Annotated in this window: 16 protein-coding genes and 1 pseudogene; 10 read left to right on the top strand and 7 right to left on the bottom strand. The window is 72.8% G+C overall.

Annotation, left to right across the window (positions count from 1 at the left end; translation table 11 throughout):
• Positions 1 to 295: 295 nt before the first annotated feature.
• Complete coding sequence (locus ACFV9M_RS17560; protein ID WP_385072416.1) at positions 296 to 1,594, bottom strand: AAA family ATPase; 1,299 nt, start codon at positions 1,592 to 1,594, stop codon at positions 296 to 298.
• Between the two features lie 250 nt (positions 1,595 to 1,844).
• Here ACFV9M_RS17560 and ACFV9M_RS17555 point away from each other — a divergent pair, with 250 nt between their 5' ends.
• Positions 1,845 to 3,203 (top strand): SWIM zinc finger family protein, encoded by a 1,359-nt coding sequence (locus ACFV9M_RS17555; RefSeq protein ID WP_385072413.1) that lies wholly within the window; start codon positions 1,845 to 1,847, stop codon positions 3,201 to 3,203.
• Positions 3,204 to 3,274: 71 nt separating this feature from the next.
• Positions 3,275 to 4,891: a DUF5691 domain-containing protein gene (locus ACFV9M_RS17550; protein WP_385072410.1), complete on the top strand. Its 1,617-nt coding sequence runs from the start codon at positions 3,275 to 3,277 to the stop codon at positions 4,889 to 4,891.
• Positions 4,892 to 5,251: 360 nt separating this feature from the next.
• On the opposite strand, the gene ACFV9M_RS17545 is transcribed toward ACFV9M_RS17550, so the two are convergent.
• Entirely contained in the window at positions 5,252 to 5,674 is a 423-nt protein-coding gene (locus ACFV9M_RS17545; RefSeq protein WP_385072408.1) for a cobalamin B12-binding domain-containing protein, read from the bottom strand.
• Between the two features lie 378 nt (positions 5,675 to 6,052).
• Between ACFV9M_RS17545 and ACFV9M_RS17540 the strand changes: the two genes are divergently transcribed.
• Together ACFV9M_RS17540 and ACFV9M_RS17535 are read left to right on the top strand one after the other, a co-directional pair.
• Positions 6,053 to 6,943, top strand: a complete 891-nt coding sequence (locus ACFV9M_RS17540) for an esterase/lipase family protein (RefSeq protein WP_385072405.1) — start codon at positions 6,053 to 6,055, stop codon at positions 6,941 to 6,943.
• Between the two features lie 254 nt (positions 6,944 to 7,197).
• The gene (locus ACFV9M_RS17535; protein WP_385102487.1) at positions 7,198 to 8,772 is read left to right on the top strand and encodes a M23 family metallopeptidase; all 1,575 of its coding nucleotides are present in this window, start codon (positions 7,198 to 7,200) and stop codon (positions 8,770 to 8,772) included.
• A 232-nt stretch (positions 8,773 to 9,004) separates the two neighbouring features.
• On the opposite strand, the gene pcrA is transcribed toward ACFV9M_RS17535, so the two are convergent.
• Positions 9,005 to 11,488, bottom strand: coding sequence for a DNA helicase PcrA (gene pcrA / locus ACFV9M_RS17530; RefSeq protein WP_385072402.1), 2,484 nt, complete (start codon positions 11,486 to 11,488; stop codon positions 9,005 to 9,007).
• Positions 11,489 to 12,038: 550 nt separating this feature from the next.
• On the opposite strand from pcrA, the gene ACFV9M_RS17525 reads away from it, so the two are divergent.
• Positions 12,039 to 13,217 carry an NlpC/P60 family protein gene (locus ACFV9M_RS17525; protein WP_385072399.1) on the top strand — a complete coding sequence of 393 codons (1,179 nt, stop codon included), beginning with the start codon at positions 12,039 to 12,041 and terminating at the stop codon, positions 13,215 to 13,217.
• A 239-nt stretch (positions 13,218 to 13,456) separates the two neighbouring features.
• Positions 13,457 to 14,438: pseudogene (locus ACFV9M_RS17520) on the top strand (tellurite resistance/C4-dicarboxylate transporter family protein).
• Here ACFV9M_RS17520 and ACFV9M_RS17515 read toward each other — a convergent pair.
• Positions 14,416 to 14,769: a hypothetical protein gene (locus ACFV9M_RS17515; RefSeq protein WP_385072396.1), complete on the bottom strand. Its 354-nt coding sequence runs from the start codon at positions 14,767 to 14,769 to the stop codon at positions 14,416 to 14,418. The pseudogene ACFV9M_RS17520 and the gene ACFV9M_RS17515 overlap by 23 nt on opposite strands.
• A gap of 484 nt (positions 14,770 to 15,253) precedes the next feature.
• Here ACFV9M_RS17515 and ACFV9M_RS17510 point away from each other — a divergent pair, with 484 nt between their 5' ends.
• The gene (locus tag ACFV9M_RS17510; RefSeq protein ID WP_385072394.1) at positions 15,254 to 16,339 is read left to right on the top strand and encodes an NlpC/P60 family protein; all 1,086 of its coding nucleotides are present in this window, start codon (positions 15,254 to 15,256) and stop codon (positions 16,337 to 16,339) included.
• A gap of 137 nt (positions 16,340 to 16,476) precedes the next feature.
• Entirely contained in the window at positions 16,477 to 17,106 is a 630-nt protein-coding gene (locus tag ACFV9M_RS17505) for a hypothetical protein (RefSeq protein ID WP_385072391.1), read from the top strand.
• 240 nt (positions 17,107 to 17,346) lie between these two features.
• Here the strand turns inward: ACFV9M_RS17505 and ACFV9M_RS17500 are convergent, their stop codons facing one another.
• Both ACFV9M_RS17500 and ACFV9M_RS17495 read right to left on the bottom strand, forming a co-directional pair.
• Positions 17,347 to 18,093, bottom strand: coding sequence for a LuxR C-terminal-related transcriptional regulator (locus ACFV9M_RS17500; RefSeq protein ID WP_385072388.1), 747 nt, complete (start codon positions 18,091 to 18,093; stop codon positions 17,347 to 17,349).
• On the bottom strand, positions 18,090 to 19,382 hold the full coding sequence (locus ACFV9M_RS17495; protein ID WP_385072385.1) for a PspC domain-containing protein: 1,293 nt from the start codon (positions 19,380 to 19,382) through the stop codon (positions 18,090 to 18,092). The genes ACFV9M_RS17500 and ACFV9M_RS17495 overlap by 4 nt, the downstream gene beginning before the upstream one ends.
• Positions 19,383 to 19,562: 180 nt before the next feature.
• Here ACFV9M_RS17495 and ACFV9M_RS17490 point away from each other — a divergent pair, with 180 nt between their 5' ends.
• Together ACFV9M_RS17490 and ACFV9M_RS17485 are read left to right on the top strand one after the other, a co-directional pair.
• Positions 19,563 to 21,083, top strand: a complete 1,521-nt coding sequence (locus tag ACFV9M_RS17490) for a PspC domain-containing protein (protein WP_385072382.1) — start codon at positions 19,563 to 19,565, stop codon at positions 21,081 to 21,083.
• Positions 21,070 to 21,312: a hypothetical protein gene (locus tag ACFV9M_RS17485; RefSeq protein ID WP_385072379.1), complete on the top strand. Its 243-nt coding sequence runs from the start codon at positions 21,070 to 21,072 to the stop codon at positions 21,310 to 21,312. Before ACFV9M_RS17490 ends, ACFV9M_RS17485 begins: the two co-directional genes overlap by 14 nt.
• Positions 21,313 to 21,492: 180 nt before the next feature.
• Here ACFV9M_RS17485 and ACFV9M_RS17480 read toward each other — a convergent pair whose 3' ends face one another.
• Entirely contained in the window at positions 21,493 to 22,020 is a 528-nt protein-coding gene (locus ACFV9M_RS17480) for a DoxX family membrane protein (RefSeq protein ID WP_385072376.1), read from the bottom strand.
• Between the last annotated feature and the right edge of the window lie 125 nt (positions 22,021 to 22,145).

The following is a 22,145-nucleotide window of genomic DNA, read 5'->3' as shown; positions in this document are numbered from 1 at the left end:
CCAGCGACCGCGCGCCCTCCCCCGGCCGGCCCTCCGGCCGCCGGCCCTCCCGCCGCCTGGCGCTGCCGGAACGGCCTCCCCCGGAACGGCCTCCCCCGGGACGGCCTCCCCTGGGACGACCTGCCACGCCACCGGCTGGTCGTCGTCCGCGTCCACGGCCCCCTCCCGGCCCGTCATCCCGTCCCCCTCCGCCTGCGGGTCCACGTCGTGTCGTCGTCCCCCGGCCGCGCCGGCCGCGCAGCCCCGCATCCCATCGCACCCCTCACGTCCCGCTCCCGGTCGCCGTCGGTGCCGTTCACGCACTCACCTCCCGGCAGGCCCGGTAGAAGTCCGTCCAGCCGTCCCGCTCCCGGACCACCGCCTCCAGGTACTCCTGCCACACGACCCGGTCGGCGGCCGGGTCACGGACGACCGCGCCGAGGATGCCCGCGGCGACGTCGCCCGGCCGCAGCACGCCGTCGCCGAAGTGCGCGGCCAGCGCGAGTCCGTTGGTGACGACGGAGATCGCCTCCGCCGTCGACAGGGTGCCGCTCGGCGACTTCACCTTCGTACGCCCGTCGGACGTGATCCCGTCGCGCAGCTCGCGGAAGACGGTCACCACCCGGCGGATCTCGTCGACGCCGTCGGGTCCGGCCGGCAGCTCCAGGGAGCGGCCCATCTGCTCGACGCGCCGCGTGACGATGTCGACCTCGGCCTCGACGCTCGCCGGCAGCGGCAGCACCACCGTGTTGAACCGGCGGCGCAGGGCGCTGGAGAGCTCGTTGACCCCGCGGTCGCGGTCGTTGGCCGTGGCGATGAGGTTGAATCCGCGGACGGCCTGCACCTCCTGCCCCAGCTCCGGTATCGGCAGCGTCTTCTCCGACAGGACGGTGATGAGGGTGTCCTGCACATCGGCCGGAATGCGGGTCAGCTCCTCGACGCGCGCCGTCATCCCCTCCGCCATGGCCCGCATGACCGGGCTGGGCACGAGGGCGTCCCGGCTCGGGCCGTGCGCCAGGAGTCGGGCGTAGTTCCAGCCGTAGCGGATCGCCTCCTCGGGGGTGCCCGCGGTGCCCTGCACCAGCAGGGTGGAGTCGCCGCTGACGGCCGCGGCGAGGTGCTCGGAGACCCAGGTCTTGGCGGTTCCGGGCACACCGAGCAGGAGCAGGGCCCGGTCGGTCGCCAGTGTGCTGACGGCGACCTCGACGATCCGGCGCGGGCCGACGTACTTCGGGGAGATCACCGTGCCGTCCGGCAGGGTGCCGCCGAGGAGGTACGTGGCGACCGCCCACGGAGACAGCTTCCAGCGGGCCGGGCGCGGGCGGTCGTCCTGCGCGGCCAGGGCGGCGAGTTCGTCGGCGAAGGCGTCCTCGGCGTGCGGCCGCAGCACCCCGCCCTGCTGCTCCCTGCTCCCCAGCCTCTCCTCGCTCACCTGCGTCTTCTCATTCACCTGCCTCTGCCTCTCCTCGTTCACCTGCCTCTCCTTGCTCACCTGCTCCTCATGCACCGGCTGCTCCTCGCTCGGCTGCGGCTGCTTGTGACGCGGTTGCGCGGGCATCGGGGCGACGGACGTCACCGGATCGACGGACGCCGTCGGGTCGACGGGCAGAGACATGGCTGAGGCCCCCTCCAGCTCGGCCGGTTCGGATCTGGTGTCCACCGTGCACCACGGCACTGACAATCCGTTCCGACCTGCGGAAACGCCGTCCGGACCCGGCCTCCGGACCAGCCGTGGGACCAGGTGCCGAACCAGCCGCCGAACCAGCCGCCCGACCGTCTGCGGACTTGCTGCGGAGCGGCTGCCGGACCGGCAGCCCGACCGGCGGCCGGAGCGATTGTCAGTGGGTGGATCTACCTTCGGGGACATGACTCAGCAGGGGGTGCGCTGGACGGCGGACCAGGTGCTGGCACTGGCGCCTGACGTCGCGTCACGCAAGGCGGGAAGCAGGCTCGGCGCGGCGGGTCCGTGGTCCGGGACGGGGAGTTCCGACGAGGGGACGGTGTGGGGGCTGTGCAAGGGCAGCGGCAGCAAGCCGTATCAGACGGTCGTCGACGTCGCGGACGCTGCGGGGCCCGCGTACACGTGCAGTTGTCCGAGCCGTAAGTTCCCGTGCAAGCACGCGCTCGGGCTTCTGTTGCTGTGGTCGGGCGGGGAAGCCGCGGTGCCCGCGGGACAGGCGGCACCGGACTGGGCCGAGGAGTGGATCACGGCACGGCGCGGGCGTACACGGGAGAAACGGGAAGCGGGGACGCCGGGTTCCACGGCCGCCTCGGCCGATCCGGAGGCGGCCCGCCGGAGAGCCGAGCGCCGCGCCGAGCGGATCACCGCGGGGACGACGGAGCTGGAACAGCGGCTGGCCGACCTGCTGCGCTCCGGCCTGGCCACGGCCGAGCAGGCGGGATACGGGCCGTGGGAGGAGACCGCGGCCCGCATGGTCGACGCCCAGGCACCCGGACTGGCCGCTCGGGTGCGGGAGCTGGGGGCGATCCCGGCCTCCGGCCCCGGCTGGCCGGTGCGCCTGCTGGAGGAGTGCGCGCTGCTCCACCTTCTCGACCGGGGCTGGCTGCACCGAGACCGTCTGCCGGACGCACTGGCCGCGACGGTCCGCACCCGTGTCGGTCTGCCCGCCTCGCCGGACGGACCGCCGCTGCGTGACGACTGGCTCGTCCTCGCCCAGTACGACACGGGGGACGCCAAACTGACGACCCGCCGTGTCTGGCTCCACGGCGCCGCTTCCGGCCGTACGGTCCTCCTCCTCTCCTACGGCGCCGCAGGCCGCGCACCCGAGCTCGCGCTGCCCGTCGGCCTGGCCGTGGACGCGGAGGTGTCCGCCTACCCGGGTTCGGGGCAGCGGAGGGCGTCCCTGGGCGAGCGGTTCGCCCCGCCCGCCCCCACCGGCGTCCGACCGCCCGGCGTGACGACGGCCGAGGCAGCGGCCCGCTACGGCGCCGCCCTGCGCGACGACCCCTGGCTGGACTCCGTCCCCGTCACCCTGGGCGGCGTCGTCCCCGCCCCCGACGGCGCCTCCTGGCAACTGGCGGACACCGACGGGGACACCGCCCTTCCGCTCACGCCGGCAGCCGTGTCCCGCCCCGGCCTGTGGCGCCTGGTCGCCCTCTCCGGCGGCCACCCGGTCACGGTGTTCGGCGAGTGCGGCCACCGCGGCTTCACCCCCCTCACGGCCTGGCCGTCGGATCACGCAGAGGCGGTACGCCTGTGCTGAGCGGACACGACTCCGACCGCCCCGGCCGTTCCTCCGGCCACGCACACCCCCTCGGGACGGAAGGGAACCTCATGAACGGCACCCCGGCTGCCCTCACCTCCCCACCGACCACCTGGGAAGACCTGGTCACCGCGGCTCTCCTCGGCACGGACCGGCGTACGCCCCCGGGAGCGGCCTCCGGCCGGAACGCGCCGGCCGCCCTCCTGGACGCGGCGGCCGCCGAGACCGTACGGCGTCGGGCCGGTCTGCGTCCGGGGCGGGCCGCGCCCCGGACGGATCCGGCGCCCCCGGACCCGCGTCCGGTGCTGCCCGCTCCCGCGGCCCGCAGGCTCTCCCTGCTGCTGGCCGACCGCCCCGGCACCGGCGGGGGCGGCCGCAGGGGCACCGCGCCCGATCTGATGGAGCTGCTGCCCCAGTGGCTGGCGGCGGCGAACGCCCGGGGGTTCGCCGCACCGGCCGAGGCCCTGCCCGCACTGCTCGACGCGGCCCGGGGGCGGACGGACCTGCGCCCGGCGGCGCTGGAGTTCGCGGGCCCGAGAGCCCTGTGGCTGGCCGGGCTCAACCCGGACTGGCGGTTCGCCCTGCGCGCGACTCCGGGCGCCGGCGCGTCACTGCCGGGCCCGGAGGAGACCGACCGTGTCGACCGGCTCTGGCAGGAGGGTCTGTTCGCCGAGCGGGTCGCGCTCCTGGCGGCGATACGGGCCCGCGATCCCGACGCCGCCCGCGCGTTGCTCACGGCCACCTGGCCGACGGAGCGTGCGGAGGACCGGCTGATGTTCCTGGACTCGCTGCGCAGCGGCCTCGGCCCCCGGGACGAGCCGTTCCTGGAGCAGGCCCTGGCCGACCGCAGCCGCAACGTCCGGGCCACGGCCGCCGAACTGCTGTCGGCGCTGCCGGGCTCGGCGCTCGCCGCGCGGATGGCGGTGCGGGCCGGCGCGTGCGTGGCCGTCGACCGCACGCGGGACACGCCGACGATCGTCGTGGAGGCGCCGCACGAGTGCGACACGGGCATGGAACGCGACGGCGTGGTGCCCAAGGCGCCGACCGGCCGGGGTGAACGGTCCTGGTGGCTGGGCCAGCTGGTGGAGGCGACCCCGCTGACCGCATGGCCGGCGCGCCTGGGCGGCCGGGCGCCGGGAGAGATCGTCGCGCTGCCGGTGGCCGACGACTGGATGAGTGAACTGCACGCGGCGTGGTGCCGGGCCGCCGTGAGACAACGGGACGCCGCCTGGGCGCGGGCCCTGCTCGGGGTTCCGTCGGCTCCCGAGGCGGGCGGGCCGGGCGCGGTGTCCCTCGCGGAGCGGGCCAAGCTGCTCGGCACTCTGCCGACGGGCGAGAGGGCCGAGTGGGTGGCCGGGTTCATCGCGGCGCACGGTCTGTCCGAGGCGTTCCAACTGCTCGGGGTGTGCGCGGTGCCGTGGGCTCCGCCGCTCGGCCGCGCCGTGGTCGACGCGCTGAACATCGCACGCGACGCGGGGAGTTATCCGTGGAGTTTCAGCGGGGTGATGGGCCTGGCCGAACGCTGTCTCGACCCCGCGGAGGCCGGCCGCCTCGACGGCCTGCTGGCAGTGCCGGACGAATCGGAGGACGCGTCACCCGGGGCGGGCGGCTACTGGGCGGAGGCGTTCCAGAGACTGAGGACGACGTTGCGGCTGCGCGCGGTGATGGCGGAGGAGCTGGCCCCGTGACGACGCCGTTCCGTCCACGCCACCGGTACGCGCCCGCGTCGCCGCCCGCGCATACGGACACCCCACCGGCACGCGCCCGCGCCGCCACCCCCGCATACGGACACCCCACCGGCACGCGCCCGCGCCGCCGCCCCCGCATACGGACCACACCACCGGCACGCGCCCGCGTCGCCGCCCGCGCATACGGACCACACCACCGGCGCCCGCCACCGTCACCCACCGTCATCCACCGACGCCTTCCCGCGCGCTCGGCACCCCACCGCCGCGTCGGCGGGACCCATCGAACGGGCTCCGCCTCGTCTGCGGGATCCGTCGGAGGGGCTCCGCCGCCTCGGCGGGACCCGCCGGAGGGGCCTCGCCTCACCCGCCGGAGGCAGCCGGCTGCCGGGCGTTCGCCCGCACCCATTCCACGATCGAAGCCGTCGTCGCCCCGGGCGTGAAGATCTCCGCGACGCCCTTCTCCTTAAGCGGCGGAATGTCCGCCTCGGGGATGATCCCCCCGCCGAAGACGAGGATGTCGGCCGCGTCCCGCTCCTCGAGGAGTTCGATCACGGCGGCGAAGAGCGTGTTGTGGGCTCCGGAGAGGATGGACAGGCCGATCGCGTCGGCGTCCTCCTGGATCGCGGTGTCGACGATCTGCTCGGGAGTCTGGTGGAGCCCGGTGTAGATGACTTCCATGCCGGCGTCGCGCAGCGCCCGCGCGATCACCTTGGCCCCACGATCGTGGCCGTCGAGCCCCGGCTTGGCCACCACCACGCGGATCGGACCGGCTGTCACACCCATCACTGCCTCCATGAAGCGACTCCATCCATCCGTACCCCCCATTCCCCGCGTCGGCGAGCGGTAGCACCACACCGGCCGAGGAAAGTGAACGAACGTTATCTCCAGCATCCCGTAACCGGCAGTTTCGCGGTACGCGGCGAGGGGGAAATCACACAGTGGGACACGTTCACCGCACGCGGTTCTTTTTCGCCCAGAGAGGGAACCCGAGGAAACCGCGTACAACGGGAGCCGCAACGGGGTCGCCACACCGCCGCGTCGCAGGCCGCGCGCCGTGGCGGTGCGGCGCATCGGCGCAGGACGCCGGCCTCCTCCGCCGCGACTTCCCCTAGGGCACACGGGGGACAGAGACGTCCTCGGCGTGCCGACAGGAGGTCGGCCATGCAGGTCACGTGGATGGTGCAGCCCTTACTACCGTGGTGCCGGCGCCTCCTGCCGGACAGGCCGGCGGCACTCTCCGTGACTCTCCTGAAGGCGACCGCGCTGGACATCGCCATCCTTGCCGGACACCTGATTCTCTACCCCTCCGGCATCGCCCAGGAGCGTCGCGATGAGGGCGCCCCCGCACTGCCCGCGACGGGCGGCGCCGAGGACCCGGCCCGGCTGCCCGCACGGCCACTGCCCCCGGTCGTCCTGCTGCACGGCTTCATCGACAACCGCTCCGTCTTCGTCCTGCTGCGCCGCAGCCTCGCCCAGCACGGCAGGCACCGGGTCGAGTCACTCAACTACTCTCCGCTGACCTGCGACATCCGCATCGCGGCGGAGCTGCTGGGCCGGCACATCGAGGAGATCTGCGAGCGCACCGGCAGCGACCGGGTCGACGTCGTCGGGCACAGCCTCGGCGGCCTGATCGCCCGCTACTACGCACAGCGGCTCGGCGGGGACGCGCGCGTACGCACGCTGGTCACCCTCGGCACCCCGCACTCGGGCACCCGGGTGGCCCGGCTGGCGAACGCCCACCCCATCGTGCGCCAGATGCGCCCCGGCTCGGCGGTCATCGAGGAGCTGTCCCGGCCCGCCCCCGGCTGCCGCACACGTTTCGTCAGCTTCTGGAGCGACCTCGACCACCTGATGGACCCGCTGGAGACGGCCCGGATCGACCACCCCGACCTGCTGACCGAGAACGTGCAGGTGAGCGGGATCGGCCATCTCGCCCTGACCGTGCACCCGGCCGTCGCGACCGGCATACGGCAGGCCCTCGACGACGAGGGGGCGGGACGCGCCACGCTCACTCCGACGACCGGGCACGCCGACGGCCTCACGGTCGCCTGAGGACACCCGCCCGCACCCGCCCGCACCCGCCCGGCACCGGCCCGCACAGCGGTCGGACCCTTTTCTCCGCCCCCACATTATCGAACGTGCTTCGAACATAGGGCCAAGGTCACGTCCACCCTCCCCCGAAACAGGGCCGATTGCCCCTTTCCCGCGAGCACGAAACCTGACGAAGATTGTCGTGCCCGCGTACCGCCGGGTACAGTCGCCGCACTGCTCTGGCAGCCCCTGTCGTCGAGGCGAGAGAGAAGTTGGTGAACGATCGTCACCCGTCGGGGACCCTGACCACCCCGGCTCCGGCTTCCGACGCAGACGCGGCGCACTACGCGTCGTTCAGCTCCACGGAAGCCCAGTACGGCGATTTCACCAGCCCCGACGCCTACGACACCGGCGCGCACCCCACCGGCCACTTCGCGGCCGACCCGCTCTTCGGCAACCTCCCCGGCGACGGCGCCTCCACGGGCGCGTTCGACACCGGCCAGTGGTCCACGGGCAGCCACGAGACTCTGGACTACGACCCGTACGCGGCCCAGCACCAGGCCGCCTACGACACGGGCGCGTACGACACCACCGCCTGGACCACGGGCCACCAGCAGGTGCCGGACCAGCAGCCGCTGTCGGCCATCCCGCACCAGGCCACGGCTCCCGACACCAGCGGGCAGTGGGACGCGAGCGCGTGGCTCCAGCCCGACGGGTCCGGCGGGCCCACCGACCGGACCCAGCAGTGGGAATGGGGCACGCAGGCCTTCGACACCGGTGCCTACGACGCCACGCAGTGGAACTCCGACGGCGCCGACGCCCCGGACCCCGAGGCCTACGAGCAGTCCGCCGAGCCGCCCTTCGACCAGCAGGGCCCCACCACCTTCGAGCAGGGCGACTACCAGCAGCCCGACTTCGAGCGGACCGATTTCGAGCGGACCGACTACGAGCACGGCGCCTACGACGAGCCCGCCGCGTACGAGGAGAACCCGTCGGGCGAAGGCGAGTTGACCGCGACGGGTGAGCTGCCCGCCGTCTCCGCGCTTCCCCTCCTCGACGACCAGGAGGACGTCGCCCCGGCCCCCACCTCCCGCGCTGCCGCCCGTAACTCCGGCCGCTCCCGGCGCCGTACGCCCCCGAAGCGTTCCGCGCTGCTGACGGTGGCCGTGCCCTCGGCCTGCGTCATGGGCGTCGCCGGTATCGCCGCCGCCTCCGTCGGCACCCTGACCGGCGACGACAAGGAAACGTCGGCGGCCGCGTCGGACGCGCAGGCGGTGAAACCGTCCGCCGCCAACAACAAGCTCGACAGCCAGCTCGAGACCCTCACCGCCGAGGCCGACGACTTCGCAGACCGCGCCAGCCGGACGCAGGAACGTATCGACCTCAAGGCGCAGCAGGAGGCCGAGAAGAAGAAGGCGGCGGCCGAGGCGGCCCGCAAGGAGCGGCTGCGCCCCAAGTACGCCCTCCCCGTCAGCCAGCACGGACTCAGCGCCTACTACGGTCAGGCCGGCGTCAACTGGATGTCCCAGCACACCGGCATCGACTTCCCGGTCTCCTACGGCACCACGGTCATGGCCGCGACCGACGGCACCGTCCGCACCCAGTGGAACAGCGCCTACGGCAACATGATGATCGTGACGGCGAAGGACGGCACGGAGACCTGGTACTGCCATCTCTCCAGTTACCGCGTCGCCTCCGGGACGACCGTCAAGGCCGGCGACCCGATCGCGTACTCCGGCAGCTCCGGCAACTCGACCGGCCCCCACCTGCACTTCGAGGTCCGGCCGAGCGGCGGCTCGGCGATCGACCCGCTGTCGTGGCTGCGCAGCCACGACCTCGACCCGACGTAACCCGGCCCCGGCCCGACCGACTCCGGATCGGGCCCGACGCATGACCGGTCCGACGCATGACCGGTCCGACGCACGGCCGGTCCGACGCGTGACCGGTCCGGCTCCGACCGGCTGTCGAGCTCGCGAACTCCCGCCGTACGGGCTTGCAGGACACCGCACGGCTTCCGGGCCCCCGCTGCACGAGCGGGGGCTCCTTGCGTGCACGGTCTTCAGGCGCGGGCGCGGATCCCGGCTAGAGCTTCTCCACCGGTGCGTACCGCAGCAGCAGCCGCTTCGGCTTGGCCTCGCCGAAGTCGATCGTCGCCTCCGCGTTGGCGCCCGTGCCCTTCACCGCGACGACCGTGCCGAGCCCGAACTGGTCGTGGGTGACGCGGTCGCCGACGGCCAGTGAGACCACCGGCTTCTCCGCCGTCCGCCGCGTGGCGAAGCCGGACGCGCCGGCCGCCGAGGAACGCGAGCGGGACGAGGACAGCGAGGCCGCCACCGCGGACACCGGACCGGAGGACACGCGCGAGGCCGCGCCCGTCCGCTTCCAGTCGACATGGGTGGCCGGAATCTCCTCCAGGAAGCGGGAGGGCGGGTTGTACGACGGCTGCCCCCAGGCGCTGCGCATCGCCGACCGGGTCAGGTAGAGCCGCTCCCGCGCGCGGGTGATGCCGACGTAGGCCAGGCGGCGTTCCTCCTCCAGTTCCTTGGTCTGGCCGAGGGCGCGCATGTGCGGGAAGACGCCGTCCTCCATGCCGGTCAGGAACACGACGGGGAACTCCAGGCCCTTGGCGGTGTGCAGGGTCATCAGGGTGATGACCCCGGAGCCGTCCTCGTCCTCGTCGGGGATCTGGTCGGAGTCGGCGACCAGCGCCACCTGCTCCAGGAAGTCGGCCAGGGTGCCGGCGTTGTCCGCGCCGCGTTCCTGTTCGAACTCCAGGGCCACGGCGGCGAGTTCCTGGAGGTTCTCGATCCGGGTCTCGTCCTGCGGATCGGTGGACGCCTGCAACTCGGCCAGGTAGCCGGTGCGTTCGAGGACCGCTTCGAGGACCGTCGCCGGGCCGGCGCCCGATTCGACGATCGTGCGGAGCTCCTCCATCAGCGCGTTGAACCGCTTCACGGCGTTCGTCGAGCGCGCGGCCATGCCGTACGCCTCGTCGACCCGCTTCAGCGCCTGCGGGAAGCTGACCTTCTCGCGCTGGGAGAGGGCGTCGATCATGGCTTCGGCGCGCTCGCCGATACCGCGCTTGGGCACGTTGAGGATGCGGCGCAGCGGGACGGAGTCCTCCGGGTTGGCGAGGACCCGCAGGTAGGCGAGGACGTCCCGGACCTCCTTGCGCTCGTAGAAGCGGACACCGCCGACGACCTTGTAGGGCAGGCCGACGCGGATGAAGACCTCTTCGAAGACACGGGACTGGGCGTTGGTGCGGTAGAAGACGGCGACGTCACCGGCCTTCGCCTCGGCGGCGTCCGTGAGGCGGTCTATCTCGTCGGCGACGAACTGCGCCTCGTCGTGCTCGGTGTCGGCGACGTAGCCGGTGATGCGCGCGCCCGTGCCCGCGTTGGTCCACAGGTTCTTGGGGCGGCGGGACTCGTTGCGCTCGATGACCGCGTTGGCGGCGGAGAGGATGGTCTGGGTGGAGCGGTAGTTCTGCTCCAGCAGGATCGTCGTCGCGTCCGGGTAGTCCTCCTCGAACTGGAGGATGTTGCGGATCGTCGCGCCGCGGAAGGCGTAGATCGACTGGTCGGCGTCGCCCACGACGCACAGTTCGGCCGGCGGTACGTCGTCCTCGGCGGGCGGTACGTCGACGGGGTGCTCGGCGGTGCCCACGAGCTCGCGGACGAGGGTGTACTGGGCGTGGTTGGTGTCCTGGTACTCGTCGACCAGGACATGGCGGAAGCGGCGGCGGTAGTGCTCGGCGACGTCGCGGAAGGCGCGCAGCAGGTTGACCGTCGTCATGATCAGGTCGTCGAAGTCGAGGGCGTTCGCCTCGCGCAGCCGCGACTGGTAGAGGGCGTAGGCCTGGGCGAGGGTCTTCTCGAAGCCGTCGGTGGCCTGGGCGGCGAAGTCCTCCTCGTCGATCAGCTCGTTCTTCAGGTTGCTGATCTTCGCGCTGAAGGACTTCGGCGGGTAGCGCTTGGGGTCGAGGTCCAGATCACGGCAGACCAGGGCCATCAGGCGCTTGGAGTCGGCGGCGTCGTAGATCGAGAACGAGGACGTGAAGCCGAGCTTCTTGCTCTCGCGGCGCAGGATGCGCACGCACGCGCTGTGGAAGGTCATCACCCACATCGCGTTCGCCCGGGGGCCGACGAGCTGCTCGACGCGCTCCTTCATCTCGCCCGCGGCCTTGTTGGTGAAGGTGATCGCGAGGATCTCGCCGGGGTGGACGTGCCGCTCGGCGAGGAGGTGGGCGATGCGGTGGGTGAGCACGCGCGTCTTGCCGGAGCCGGCGCCGGCGACGATGAGCAGCGGGGTGCCGGAGTGGACGACGGCGGCGCGCTGGTTGTCGTTGAGCCCCTCCAGGAGTGCGGCCGCGTCGATCACCGGGCGCGGGGCGCCGTCGCGGTAGTGGGCGTCCCGGTCCGGGGGCACGTCGAACTTCCCGCCGAACAGATCGTCCGGAATCGACTCCGGAGCGTGATCGTCCTCGGGCGGTGGCGGGGGTTCCTCCGCGTGGCCGCGCGGGGCCTGGAGGTCCGCCAGGAAGCTGTCGTCAAAGAGGCTGCTCATCGCTCTCCGAGTCTAGGGTGCCCCACCGACAACCGGTCGCCGTCCCGAGAACATCCCGCTTCCCGCCGCCACCTGGTCCGCCGGGACCGGCACGGGCGGGGCGGTACCTACTGACCGGATCCGTAGCGTCACTGTTCGCATCCGACCGTTCTCCACTCCCGCAAATCTGAGCAAAACATCCCCTACCGCCCGAGTCTCGCCCGGGTTCCCCGCCGCCCGGCCGAAGGTCACGAAAATGTATCGGGCATATCACCCAGCAACCTTCACAGGCACCACACGAGTTGGCTACCGTGCCGGGCAGGCCGTACGACCCCCACCGGCGAACCTCGCCGGGCCGCACGGCCTCCGCCGAGTCCGGCGCGCCCCGTCGCGGCAGCCGGAGCCGGGGACCCACCGAGATCCCGGGGTGAATCGGCCCGACTCCCCGCGGGGACGAGGCCGTAGGGCAACCCTTCCGACCGTCCGCCCGAACCCTCCCCCAGTGCCTGAACGGCCTGGGGGTACCCCCACCGCTAACCCGGTAGGCGGAACATGGAAGGAGTCGCCTCCCTTGGCGTCGCAGCACCGCAAGCCGCGCCTTACGGGTACGCGCGTAGCAGGCATACGCACACCCGCCCTCGCCACCGCCGCTCTCACCTCGGTGGCCCTGCTCTCCCAGACGGCCAACGCCGCCCCCTCCACCGACGGCAAGCCGAGCCTGGAGGAGGTCGAGAAGAAGGTCGACGACCTCTACCGCCAGGCGGAGTCGGCCACCGAGAAGTACAACGCCGCCAAGGAGAAGACGACCAAGCAGCGCAAGCGCGTCGACGCCCTCCTCGACGACGTGGCCCAGCGCACCCAGAAGCTCAACGAAGCACGGGAGCAGCTCGGTTCCTTCGCCGCCGCCCAGTACCGCACCGGCGCCTCCGCGCCCGACACGGCGACCTTCCTCCTCGCGGACTCCCCGCAGGACTACTTCGACCAGACCCAGCTCATGGGCCGGCTGACCGAACGCCAGAAGGACGCGGTCGACGACTACTTCACCGAGCAGTCGGAGACCATGAAGAAGCGTCAGGAGGCCACGCAGAGCCTCGAGACGCTCACCGACTCGCAGACCGACCTCAGGACCGCCAAGGCCACCGTCCAGAAGAAGCTCGGCACCGCGCGCTCCCTGCTGTCGCAGCTGACGGCGGAGGAGAAGGAGCGGCTCGCCGCGATCGAGCGGAAGAAGCAGCAGGAGGCCGCCCGCAAGGCGGCGGAACTGGCCGAGCAGCAGGCGGCCGAGGCGGCCGCCGCACAGCAGGAGAGCGGCGGTTCCTCGGACACGAGCGGCTCGTCGGGCACGGACACGTCCTCGTCGTCCTCCTCCGCGTCCACGGACGCCTCGTACACCACCAAGGCCGAGAAGGCCCTGGCCTTCGCCCGCGCCCAGATCGGCAAGCCGTACGTGTGGGGCGCCACGGGCCCCGAGTCCTACGACTGCTCCGGCCTCACCCAGGCCGCCTGGAAGGCCGCCGGCGTCACCCTTCCGCGAACCACCTACGACCAGGTCGACGCGGGCACCACCGTCTCCCTCGCCGACGCCCTGCCGGGCGACCTGATCTTCTTCTACGACGACGTCAGCCACGTCGGCATCTACATCGGCAACGGCATGATGATCCACGCCCCGAAGCCGGGCGCGTACGTGCGGGAGGAGTCGGTGTACTACGACGGCGAGTCGTCGATCCACAGCGTGGTGCGACCGGCCTGACCGGCCTGACCTGAGATGTCTGACCGGCCTGACCGGCCTGACCTGCTGGCGCCGGACCATCGGTCGGCGTGGGGCGGTCGGTCTGCGGGCTGTCCGAGTTCCTGACGGGCTACTGGGGACCTGCCCTCCACCATCGCGGGTGGGGGAGGGCCGCCCTTTGTCCTGCGCCCGCGCGTCATTTCCCGCTCCTGCGCGCGTGCCCCCGTACGCGCCGCCCGGTGCTCCTTGGCATCAGCCGCATGCCCCGCTCTTCCCCCCCCCTCCGCGCCTGGTGGGCGCAGCGTCCGCCGGCGGCCGGGGCCGCTGTGACAGCGACCGGCATCCTGTCGATCGGCCTGCACCTGACAGGACACGAAGTGCTGTCCCTGACCGCCCTGGCGCTGGCGGGCGTCGGCTGGGCGGCTCTGGCGGTGGACTTCGCCGTACGGCTGCTGTGGGAGCGCGAGCGGTGGCGGGCCGAGGCGGGGACGCCGGCGGGTCTCACGGCCGTCGCGGCGACCGCCGTGCTCGGCGCCCGGATCTCCTCGCTCGGCCGGCAGCCGCTCGCCGAGGCGCTGCTGGTGCTGGCGGCGGTGCTGTGGCCGGTACTGCTGGTGGAGGTCATGAGGCACGGGGAGCGGCGCATGCCCTGGGCGGTGTTCCTGTGTTGTGTGGCCACACAGGAACTGGCCGTGCTGGCAGCGACGCTCGCGCGGGCCGAGGCGGAGGCCTGGCTCGCCCGCGCCGCGCTCGTCCTGTTCTGGCTCGGTTCGGCCCTCCACGTCGTGGCGCTGGCCCGGTTCGGCCTGCGGCAGGTGGCCGAGGGGGCCGGGGACCAGTGGGTGGCGGGCGGCGCGCTCGCCATCTCCGCGCTGGCGGGCGCGAAACTCCTGCCGGCCGAGGGCGGCGGCCTGTACCTGTGGAACGTGGACGACGCCGGCGTCCTGCGCACGGTGACCGTCGCGCTGCTGGTTCTGGCTCTGCTCTGGTACGCCGTGCTGCTCGTCGCCGAGCTGCGGTGGCCGCGTCCCCGCTACGACATGCGCGCGCCGCTGGTCGACGGTGTTCCCGATGGGCATGACGGCGGCCGCCGCCCTGTCCGTCGCCGACGCCGTCGACGCCCCGTGGCTGGAGGGCCCCGGTCAGGTACTGCTGTGGATCGCGGTGGCGGCCTGGCCGGCCGTCGCCGCGGGGGCGCTCGTGGTCGCCCGTGCCTCCGTCAGGTCCACAGGACCGCGATGAAGATGTTGGCGACGGTCAGCAGGCCGACCAGTGCGAACAGGGGCTTCTCCACCTTCTCGTCGTCCCGCTTCACATAGACGAGACCGAGGATCACGATCAGCAGGGCCAGCTTCACGCCGATCTTGATGTTGTTGACCTGCTGGTCGTCGGCCTGGTTGAGCCCGACCAGCACCACGCCCGTGACCAGCATCGTCGCCGCGCCGTGCAGCATCGCGGGGACGAAACGGGCCGTGCCCCGGCCCATCGCCTTCATCTGGGTGAGGAAGCCGCCGAGCAGCGCGGCGATGCCGATGATGTGGAGGCCGACGAAAAAATGGATGAGTAGGTCCATGGAGCCGGATGCTAACCAGCCGCCCGGACACCGCACGACACCACCCCGCCCATCCCGGTGACGGCACTTGCATATATGCGTCCCATAGCAGCCCGTCGCCCGGATGTGACCCGATTGCACCGCATCGGTCAGCGCGCCGCACGAAGACGATTCCTTCGGACCGGACCACCGAGCACGTCCGGTCACCCGGCTGTCCGCTCGGGTCACTTCCGCACATCGCGTTACCTGACCGACACCGACAGGCCTAGCGTCCTGCCCCAGGTGACCGGCTCCCCACCGCCGCCCCGCCCAGGGGCGGCAGCCGCGCACCACCGCCGAGAGTCCTGCGGCGCCCCGCTCCCCCGTGCGGGCCGCCGCCGGGCGCGTCAGCCGCCCCCCGCGGCCGTACGTCCGTCCGCTCCCCCGGCGGGCCCGGGTCCCACGCCCGGGCCGGCCTGACGGCCGTACCGACGAGGCGGTCGTACGAAAGGACGTGCAGTCCCACGTGGCAGCGCACCGCAAGCCCCGTCAGCGCTCACTCGGCGGCCATACGATCCGCACGGCGGCCACGCTCGCCCTCGCCGGAGCGGCGGGCGCGACGGCCTTCGACGGAACCGGGCACGCCGAGCCGGACCCCACACCGGCGGAGGTCAAGGCCAAGGTGGACAAGCTGTACCAGGAGGCGGAGGCCGCCACCGAGCAGTACAACGGCACGCAGGAGAAGGCGACGGCGGCCGAGGGGCGGCTGAAGGCCCTTCAGGACGAGGCCGCCCGGAAGGAAGCGCGGCTCAACACGGCGCTTGAGGCGCTGGGCACGGTGGCGGCGGCGCAGTACCGCAGCGGCGGACTGGACCCGGCGGTGCAGTTGGCGCTCTCCGACGACCCCGACCGGTACCTCGACGGCGCCGCCTTCGTCGAACGCGCCGGTGACCGTCAGTCCGCGGCCGTCACCGGCGTCCGCAAGCAACTGCGGGAGATCGAACAGCTGCGCGGCGCCGCCCGCGTGGAACTCACCTCCCTCAAGACGCGCCGGACGGAACTGAGACGGCACAAGGAAACGATCACCGGCAAGCTGGACGCGGCACGCCGTCTGCTGTCCCGGCTGACGGCGGCGGAACGCGCCCGGATGCGGACGGACACGGACGGCGCGCCCGGCGCGGACGGTACCCGCGCCTCGCGGACCGCGGCCGGCGCCCGCGACACCCTCCAGGCCCCCGGCTCCGCGACCACCGCCGCCCCCACCTCCCGTGCGGCAGCCGCCGTCTCCTACGCCTACGCCAAGCTCGGCAGTCCGTACGTGTGGGGCGCGACCGGCCCGAACGCTTTCGACTGCTCGGGCCTCGTCCTGGCCGCGTACCGCTCCGCGGGCGTCTCCCTGCCCCGCACGACCTACGCCCAGATCGACGCCGGCCGCCACGTATCCCGTTCCGAACTCCTCCCGGGAGACCTGGTGTTCTTCTACTCCGGCATCACCCACGTGGGCATCTACGTCGGCGACGGCCGGATGATCCACGCGCCGAACCCTTCCGCCCCGGTCCGCGTGGCGCCCCTCGACGAGATGCCGTACGCGGGGGCCACTCGCGTGGTGTGACGGTGCGTGGGGCACACTGTCGGGCCAACCGGACCATTTCCCGGGCCCGTTGACGCGGTAGGTTCAGCGCGCGCCGTGAGGGTCCGTTCCTGTCCGCCGTCGCCGCGCTCCGCTCCCCTCGGCCGAAAGAGCCCCCGATGTCCCCCGCCACGCTGCCCCCACCCCCTCCCCCTTCCCACCTCGGCGTCTGGCCGGACCGGTCGGCGCTGCTGGCCGACCGGGAGCGGGCCCTGGACGTGCTGCACCGGTGCAGCCTCGGCGTGCACCGCGTGCTGCTGCTGTGGCTGCTGGCGCTCGCGGCGATCATCGGATGGTCACTGCTGGTCCTGCCGGTGCAGCAGTTCGAGGAGAAGGACCCGACCGGCTCACTCCTCGGCCCGGTCTTCGCGCTCATCGGCGTCGCCGCCCTCACCCCGTCCGTCACCGCCGTCGTCCTCGCCATCCGCCGTGACCACCGGACACGGCAACTCCTCGAGGCGTGGCTCGCGCTGGACAGCCACCCCTTGTCCGACGCCCGCCTGCGCTCCCCGGGTCTCAGTCTCTTCTGGCTGCTGTCCTCCCTGACGGTCGCCGCGATCGGCCTGTGGGCGTCCTTCGTCGCCGCCGTCGGCGCCCGACCGGGACCGTCGGCCTACGCCGACATCGCCCTCGGCATGGGCACCGGCACGATCCTGTGGCTGACCGGCCTGATCGGCGTGGTGAAGGCGGTACGGCACTACCGGTGGGCCCTGCGGGTCCTGGGACCGACGCCGACGGGACACCGGTGACCCGCCCGAGTAGGACACCGGTGACCCGCCCGAGTACGACGCCAGTGACCCGCCCGAGTAGGACACCCGTGACCCGCCCGAGCACGACGCCAGTGACCCGCCCGAGTAGGACGCCGGTGACCCGCCCGAGTACGGAACAACGGTGACCCACCGGATTTCCGCCGCCGAACTCCGCTGACCGCCTGCCTGGCGGTGTTCAGCGCCCCCGCACCCGGTCCCGACCGGATGCCCCGCCCGGCTTCACACCAGTCGCCGTGCCGTCGCCCACCGCGTCAGCTCGTGCCGGTTGGACAGCTGGAGCTTCCGCAGCACCGCCGAGACATGGGACTCGACCGTCTTCACGGAGATGAAGAGCTGCTTGGCGATCTCCTTGTAGGCGTAACCACGGGCGATGAGCCGCAGCACCTCGCGCTCGCGCTGGGTGAGCCGGTCGAGGTCCTCGTCGACCGGCGGAGCGTCGGTCGAGGCGAAGGCGTCGAGGACGAACCCGGCGAGGCGGGGCGAGAAGACCGCGTCGCCCTCCTGCACACGGAAGACGGAGTCGATCAGGTCGGCGCCGGTGATCGTCTTGGTGACGTAGCCCCGGGCACCGCCACGGATCACCCCGATCACGTCCTCCGCCGCGTCCGACACGGACAGGGCGAGGAAACGCACGGGCCGCTCGGAGTCGGCCATCAGCGCGGCACAGCGGCGCAGCACCTCGACCCCGCCCCCGCCCGGCAGGTGCACGTCGAGCAGGACGACCTCCGGCCGGGTCGCGTTGATGACCGTGACCGCCTGGTCGACGTCCGCGGCCTCACCCACGACCTCGACACCGGTCTCCTCCGTGCGGCCGATCTCGGCCTGGACGCCGGTACGGAACATGCGGTGGTCGTCGACGAGCACCACACGCGCATGGCGCCCGCCCTTACCGTCACCGGCTGCCTTCGCCGGTTCGGCCGCCTCGGCCGCTCCGGCCGTTCCGTTCGCCTCGGTCGGGTCACTCATGACGTCTTCTCCGCCCTCTCCATCTCCAGCTCGACCTCCGTGCCACCGCCCGGCACCGCGCGCAGGCGCGCGGTCCCGCCGTTGCGCTCCATACGGCCGATGATCGATTCTCTGACACCCATGCGGTCGGCGGGTATCGAGTCGAGGTCGAAACCGGGACCGCGGTCCCGGACCGACACGAAGACCGTCCTTCCCTCGACTTCGGCGTAGACCTGCACGGCGCCGCCCTCGCCACCGTACTTGGCGGCGTTCACCATGGCCTCGCGCGCGGCCTGCATCTGCGCGGCGGTCCGCTCGTCGAGCGGGCAGTCGCCGACGACCACGACCTCGATGGGGACGCCGTGCTTGTCCTCGACCTCCGCGGCGTTGCGCCGCACCGCGTCGGCGAGGGTGGCCGGTTCGTCGGCCTCGTCCTTGCCGGTGCCCTCGGGCTTGTACAGCCAGGTGCGCAGGTCGCGCTCCTGGGCGCGGGCGAGGCGGCGTACCTCGCCCGCGTTCTCGGCGTTGCGCTGGATCAGGGTGAGCGTGTGCAGCACCGAGTCGTGGACATGGGCGGCGACCTCCGCCCGCTCCTGCGCGCGGATGCGCATCAGGCGCTCCTCGGACAGGTCCTGCGTCATGCGGACGAGATACGGTCCGGCGAGCAGCGTGATGCCGACGAGGACGGCGAGGGCGGCTTGCAGGACCGAGTCCAGGTGGGCGGCTGAACCCTGGAGGACGAACGTGCCGGAGACACCGGCGGTGACCAGCAGGACTCCGGCGCCCGCGCGCAGCAGCGTGAGCGTACGGCGTCTGCGGCCGACCTCGACCCAGCGGGCCCGGCGGGCGTTGTCCGCCTGGCGCCATACGAGAGCGACACCCGCACCGACGAGAACCGCGGGCAGCAGGTATGCCTTGGCGCCGCTGCCGAGGTCGACGCTGCCCACGAAGACCATGGCGACGGCGACCATGAGGAGCAGGGCGACGATCTGGCCCCTGTCCGGTTTACGGGCGACGAGTCGGCGCCGGCCGTCCGGCGCGGTCTCGGTGGCGACGAGGGACGGAGGCTTCTGGTCTCCGACTCCGCCGACACCGAGCGGCACGAAGAACCAGAAGGCCGCGTAGAGCAGGGCGCCGAGGCCGTTCGCCAGGAACAGACCGGCGAAGACGAGCCGTACCCAGATGACGGGCAGCCCGAGATGTCCGGCGAGCCCCCGCGCCACGCCACCCAGCCAGCGTCCGTCACTGCTGCGGTAGAGCTTGCGCGGCGGCCGCGGTTCGACGAGTGGCGCTGCTGCGGCTTCCGGCATGCCACTGATGGTCACACGGCCCGCCGGTCGCGGACATCAGGGTTCGCCCCCGAGACGCCCCTGATCTCCGACGCGCTCCCAGGTCGAACGCCTCCCGGCCGCCGGATCAGGGCCGATATCAGGGTCCGACCAGGGTCATACCGACTGCCGCCGGGGCGCCTCGCCCGCCACCATGGACCCATGACAGATCACCAGCACGCCGCGGACGCCGTGCCCGACGGGGACACCGCGCCCGACGCGGCCACCCCGTCCACCGGCGCCCTGGGCGCCGCAGGTGAGGAACCGCGCGCGCACGAGCGGACGGGCGCACGCGGAGAAGAGGGTGCGCCCGAAGGGGCGGGCGAGGCGGGAAAGGCAGATGTGAACGAGGAGACAGCGACGGCCGACACCGACACCGACTCCAGCGCCGGCACCGGCACCGGCACCGCCGACCCCCCGCACCGCTTCCGCCGCGATCGTGAGCACAAGGTGCTCGCCGGCGTCTGCGCGGGCCTCGGGCGGCAGTGCGACATGGACCCGGTGATCTTCCGGATCACTCTCGCCGTGCTCTCCGCGACCGGTGGCATCGGCCTCATCTTCTACGGTTTCGCCTGGCTCTTCGTCCCGTACACCGACGACGAGAACGAGGTGCGCAAGCTGCTCACCGGCCGCGTCGACGGACAGGCCCTCGTGGCCCTGCTGTTCGCACTGGTCGGCTGCGGGGTGTTCCTGACGATGCTGAGCAACGGCGGGGTGCTGACCTTCGCCGTCGTCCTCTCCCTGCTCCTGGCCGGCGCCGGGTACTGGTCGAGGCACCGGGACGCCCCCGACGCCGACCCGCTCGCCGCCCAGGCCGTCGCCGACGCCCCACCCGAGGCCCAGGCACCGCCTGTCCCGGCCGCCTACCCCTCCTGGTGGCGCGACCCCATCGTCAAGGACGGCACCCACGACGGCGGCACGGGCTATCTGTGGGGGCCCCGGGACGCCCGCAGTCCGGACATCACCTCGATCATCGACGTACGGCTCACGGGCCACACGAGCGCCCGCGCCGACATCCGCACACCGCCCGGCCGGTCCCCAAGACCGCGCGGCCCCCGCTGGATCGGCGGCTGGCTGTTCCTGCTCGCGGTCCTCGCGGGCGGGCTGGCCACCCGCGTCGCCTGGGACGAGCACCCGCTGGGCACCAGCCTCCAGGCCGGACTGGCCACCGCGCTCGCCGTCCTGGGCCTGGGCATCGCGGTCAGCTCGTTCCTGGGGCGCACAGGCGCGGGGTCGGTATTCGTGGCGGTCCTCACCGCGGGCCTGTTGACCGGGTCGGCCCTCCTGCCCAAGGACATCAGCACGCGCTGGGCGGACACGACCTGGCGGCCCGCGGCCGTCGCGGACGTCCGCGACGGCTATGACCTCGGCACCGGCGACGCCACGCTGGACCTGTCCCGGCTGGAGCCGGCCGAGGGGCAGACCGTCAGCACCGACGCCGAGGTCGGGCTCGGACGGCTGCGGGTGATCGTGCCTCCGGACGTGACGGTGAACGTGACCATCGATGTGGGCCTGGGCGACATCCAGTTGCCGGGCGAGGGCCAGGAGGACGTGGACGTGCAGCCGGGCAAGCACAAGGAGGTGACCCTGTCGCCGGTGTCGGGCGGCAAGGGCGCCGGGACGATCGACCTCGGCCTGCGGGTCGGGGCGGGACAGGCGGAGGTGACCCGTGCTGCGTCATGAGTTCCGTCCGGGCCGGCTGGTGGCCGGGGCAGCCTTCACCCTGGTGGGCGTCACCTACGTGGGCGACGCGGGCGGTCTCTGGGAGACACCGTGGTTCGCCGTGATCCCGATGGTGGTGGGCGGCCTCTGCCTGGCGGGAGCGACAGGCGTGCTGGCCCAGGCCATACGCAGACGGCGGGGCCCGCGTCGGGGGACTGCCGCCGGGGCGGGCAGAGGCACGGCCGCCTGACCGGCCATCGGCCCCGGTCCGGCGGGGCGCGACCCCGCCGAGGCCGAGGGCCACCAGGACGAGCCGTCTCACAGCGCACGGCGCCCTGACGCCCCCGCACCCCCGGCCCACGCACCCCGGCCCACGCACCCCCGGCCCACGCCCTCAGCCTCTGTCGGCAGCCTCTGTCGGCGGACCTGCCTAGAAGCCGCCCGTCCGCTGTCGCTTGCTCTTCCGCCATGCCGCGTCGAGGGAGAGGAAGGGTGCGCCGGCAAGGACGAGGGGGAGCCAGGCCATGAGGTAGGCGAGGTCGTTGCCGTAGTAGTAGGGGTCCGAGGCCCAGCTCACCGTCAGCCACAGGCTGAGGGAGATCAGGGCGCCGCCGAGTGCCGCGAGGCGGGCCAGGAGGCCCAGGAGGGTGCCGATACCGACGGCGAGTTCACCGAAGGCCATGGCGTAACCGAAGCCGGTGGGGTTCTTGAGGGCGAGGTCGACGAGGGCGGGGATGGCCGAGGAGTCACGGACGGCGCGCATCGTGTCGCCGATCGAACCGGCACCGCTGTCCTTGAGGAAGGCGCCGTCGGTGAGTTTGTCGAGGCCCGCGTAGATGAAGGTGATGCCGAGGAAGACGCGGAGTGGAAGGAGGGCGTACCGGGTGGCGGTGTCCCGCCGGTCGCCGTCGCTGTTGAGGTAGGAGGAGTGGGTGTCCGTTCTCATGCTGTGAGTCATCGCCCGTGGTCGCCTCTCGCCCGACGTGGTGGAACCCCTCAACAGACCATACGTACGAAATGGGAGGTGTGCTCAATGGTCGACCGGACCCGCCCGGGGAAGTCCCCCGACGTGCCGCCCGCTGA

The organism is Streptomyces sp. NPDC059895 (genome assembly GCF_042731035.1).
GTDB lineage: Bacteria > Actinomycetota > Actinomycetes > Streptomycetales > Streptomycetaceae > Streptomyces.
This window is presented reverse-complemented; position numbering and strand designations above follow the sequence as displayed.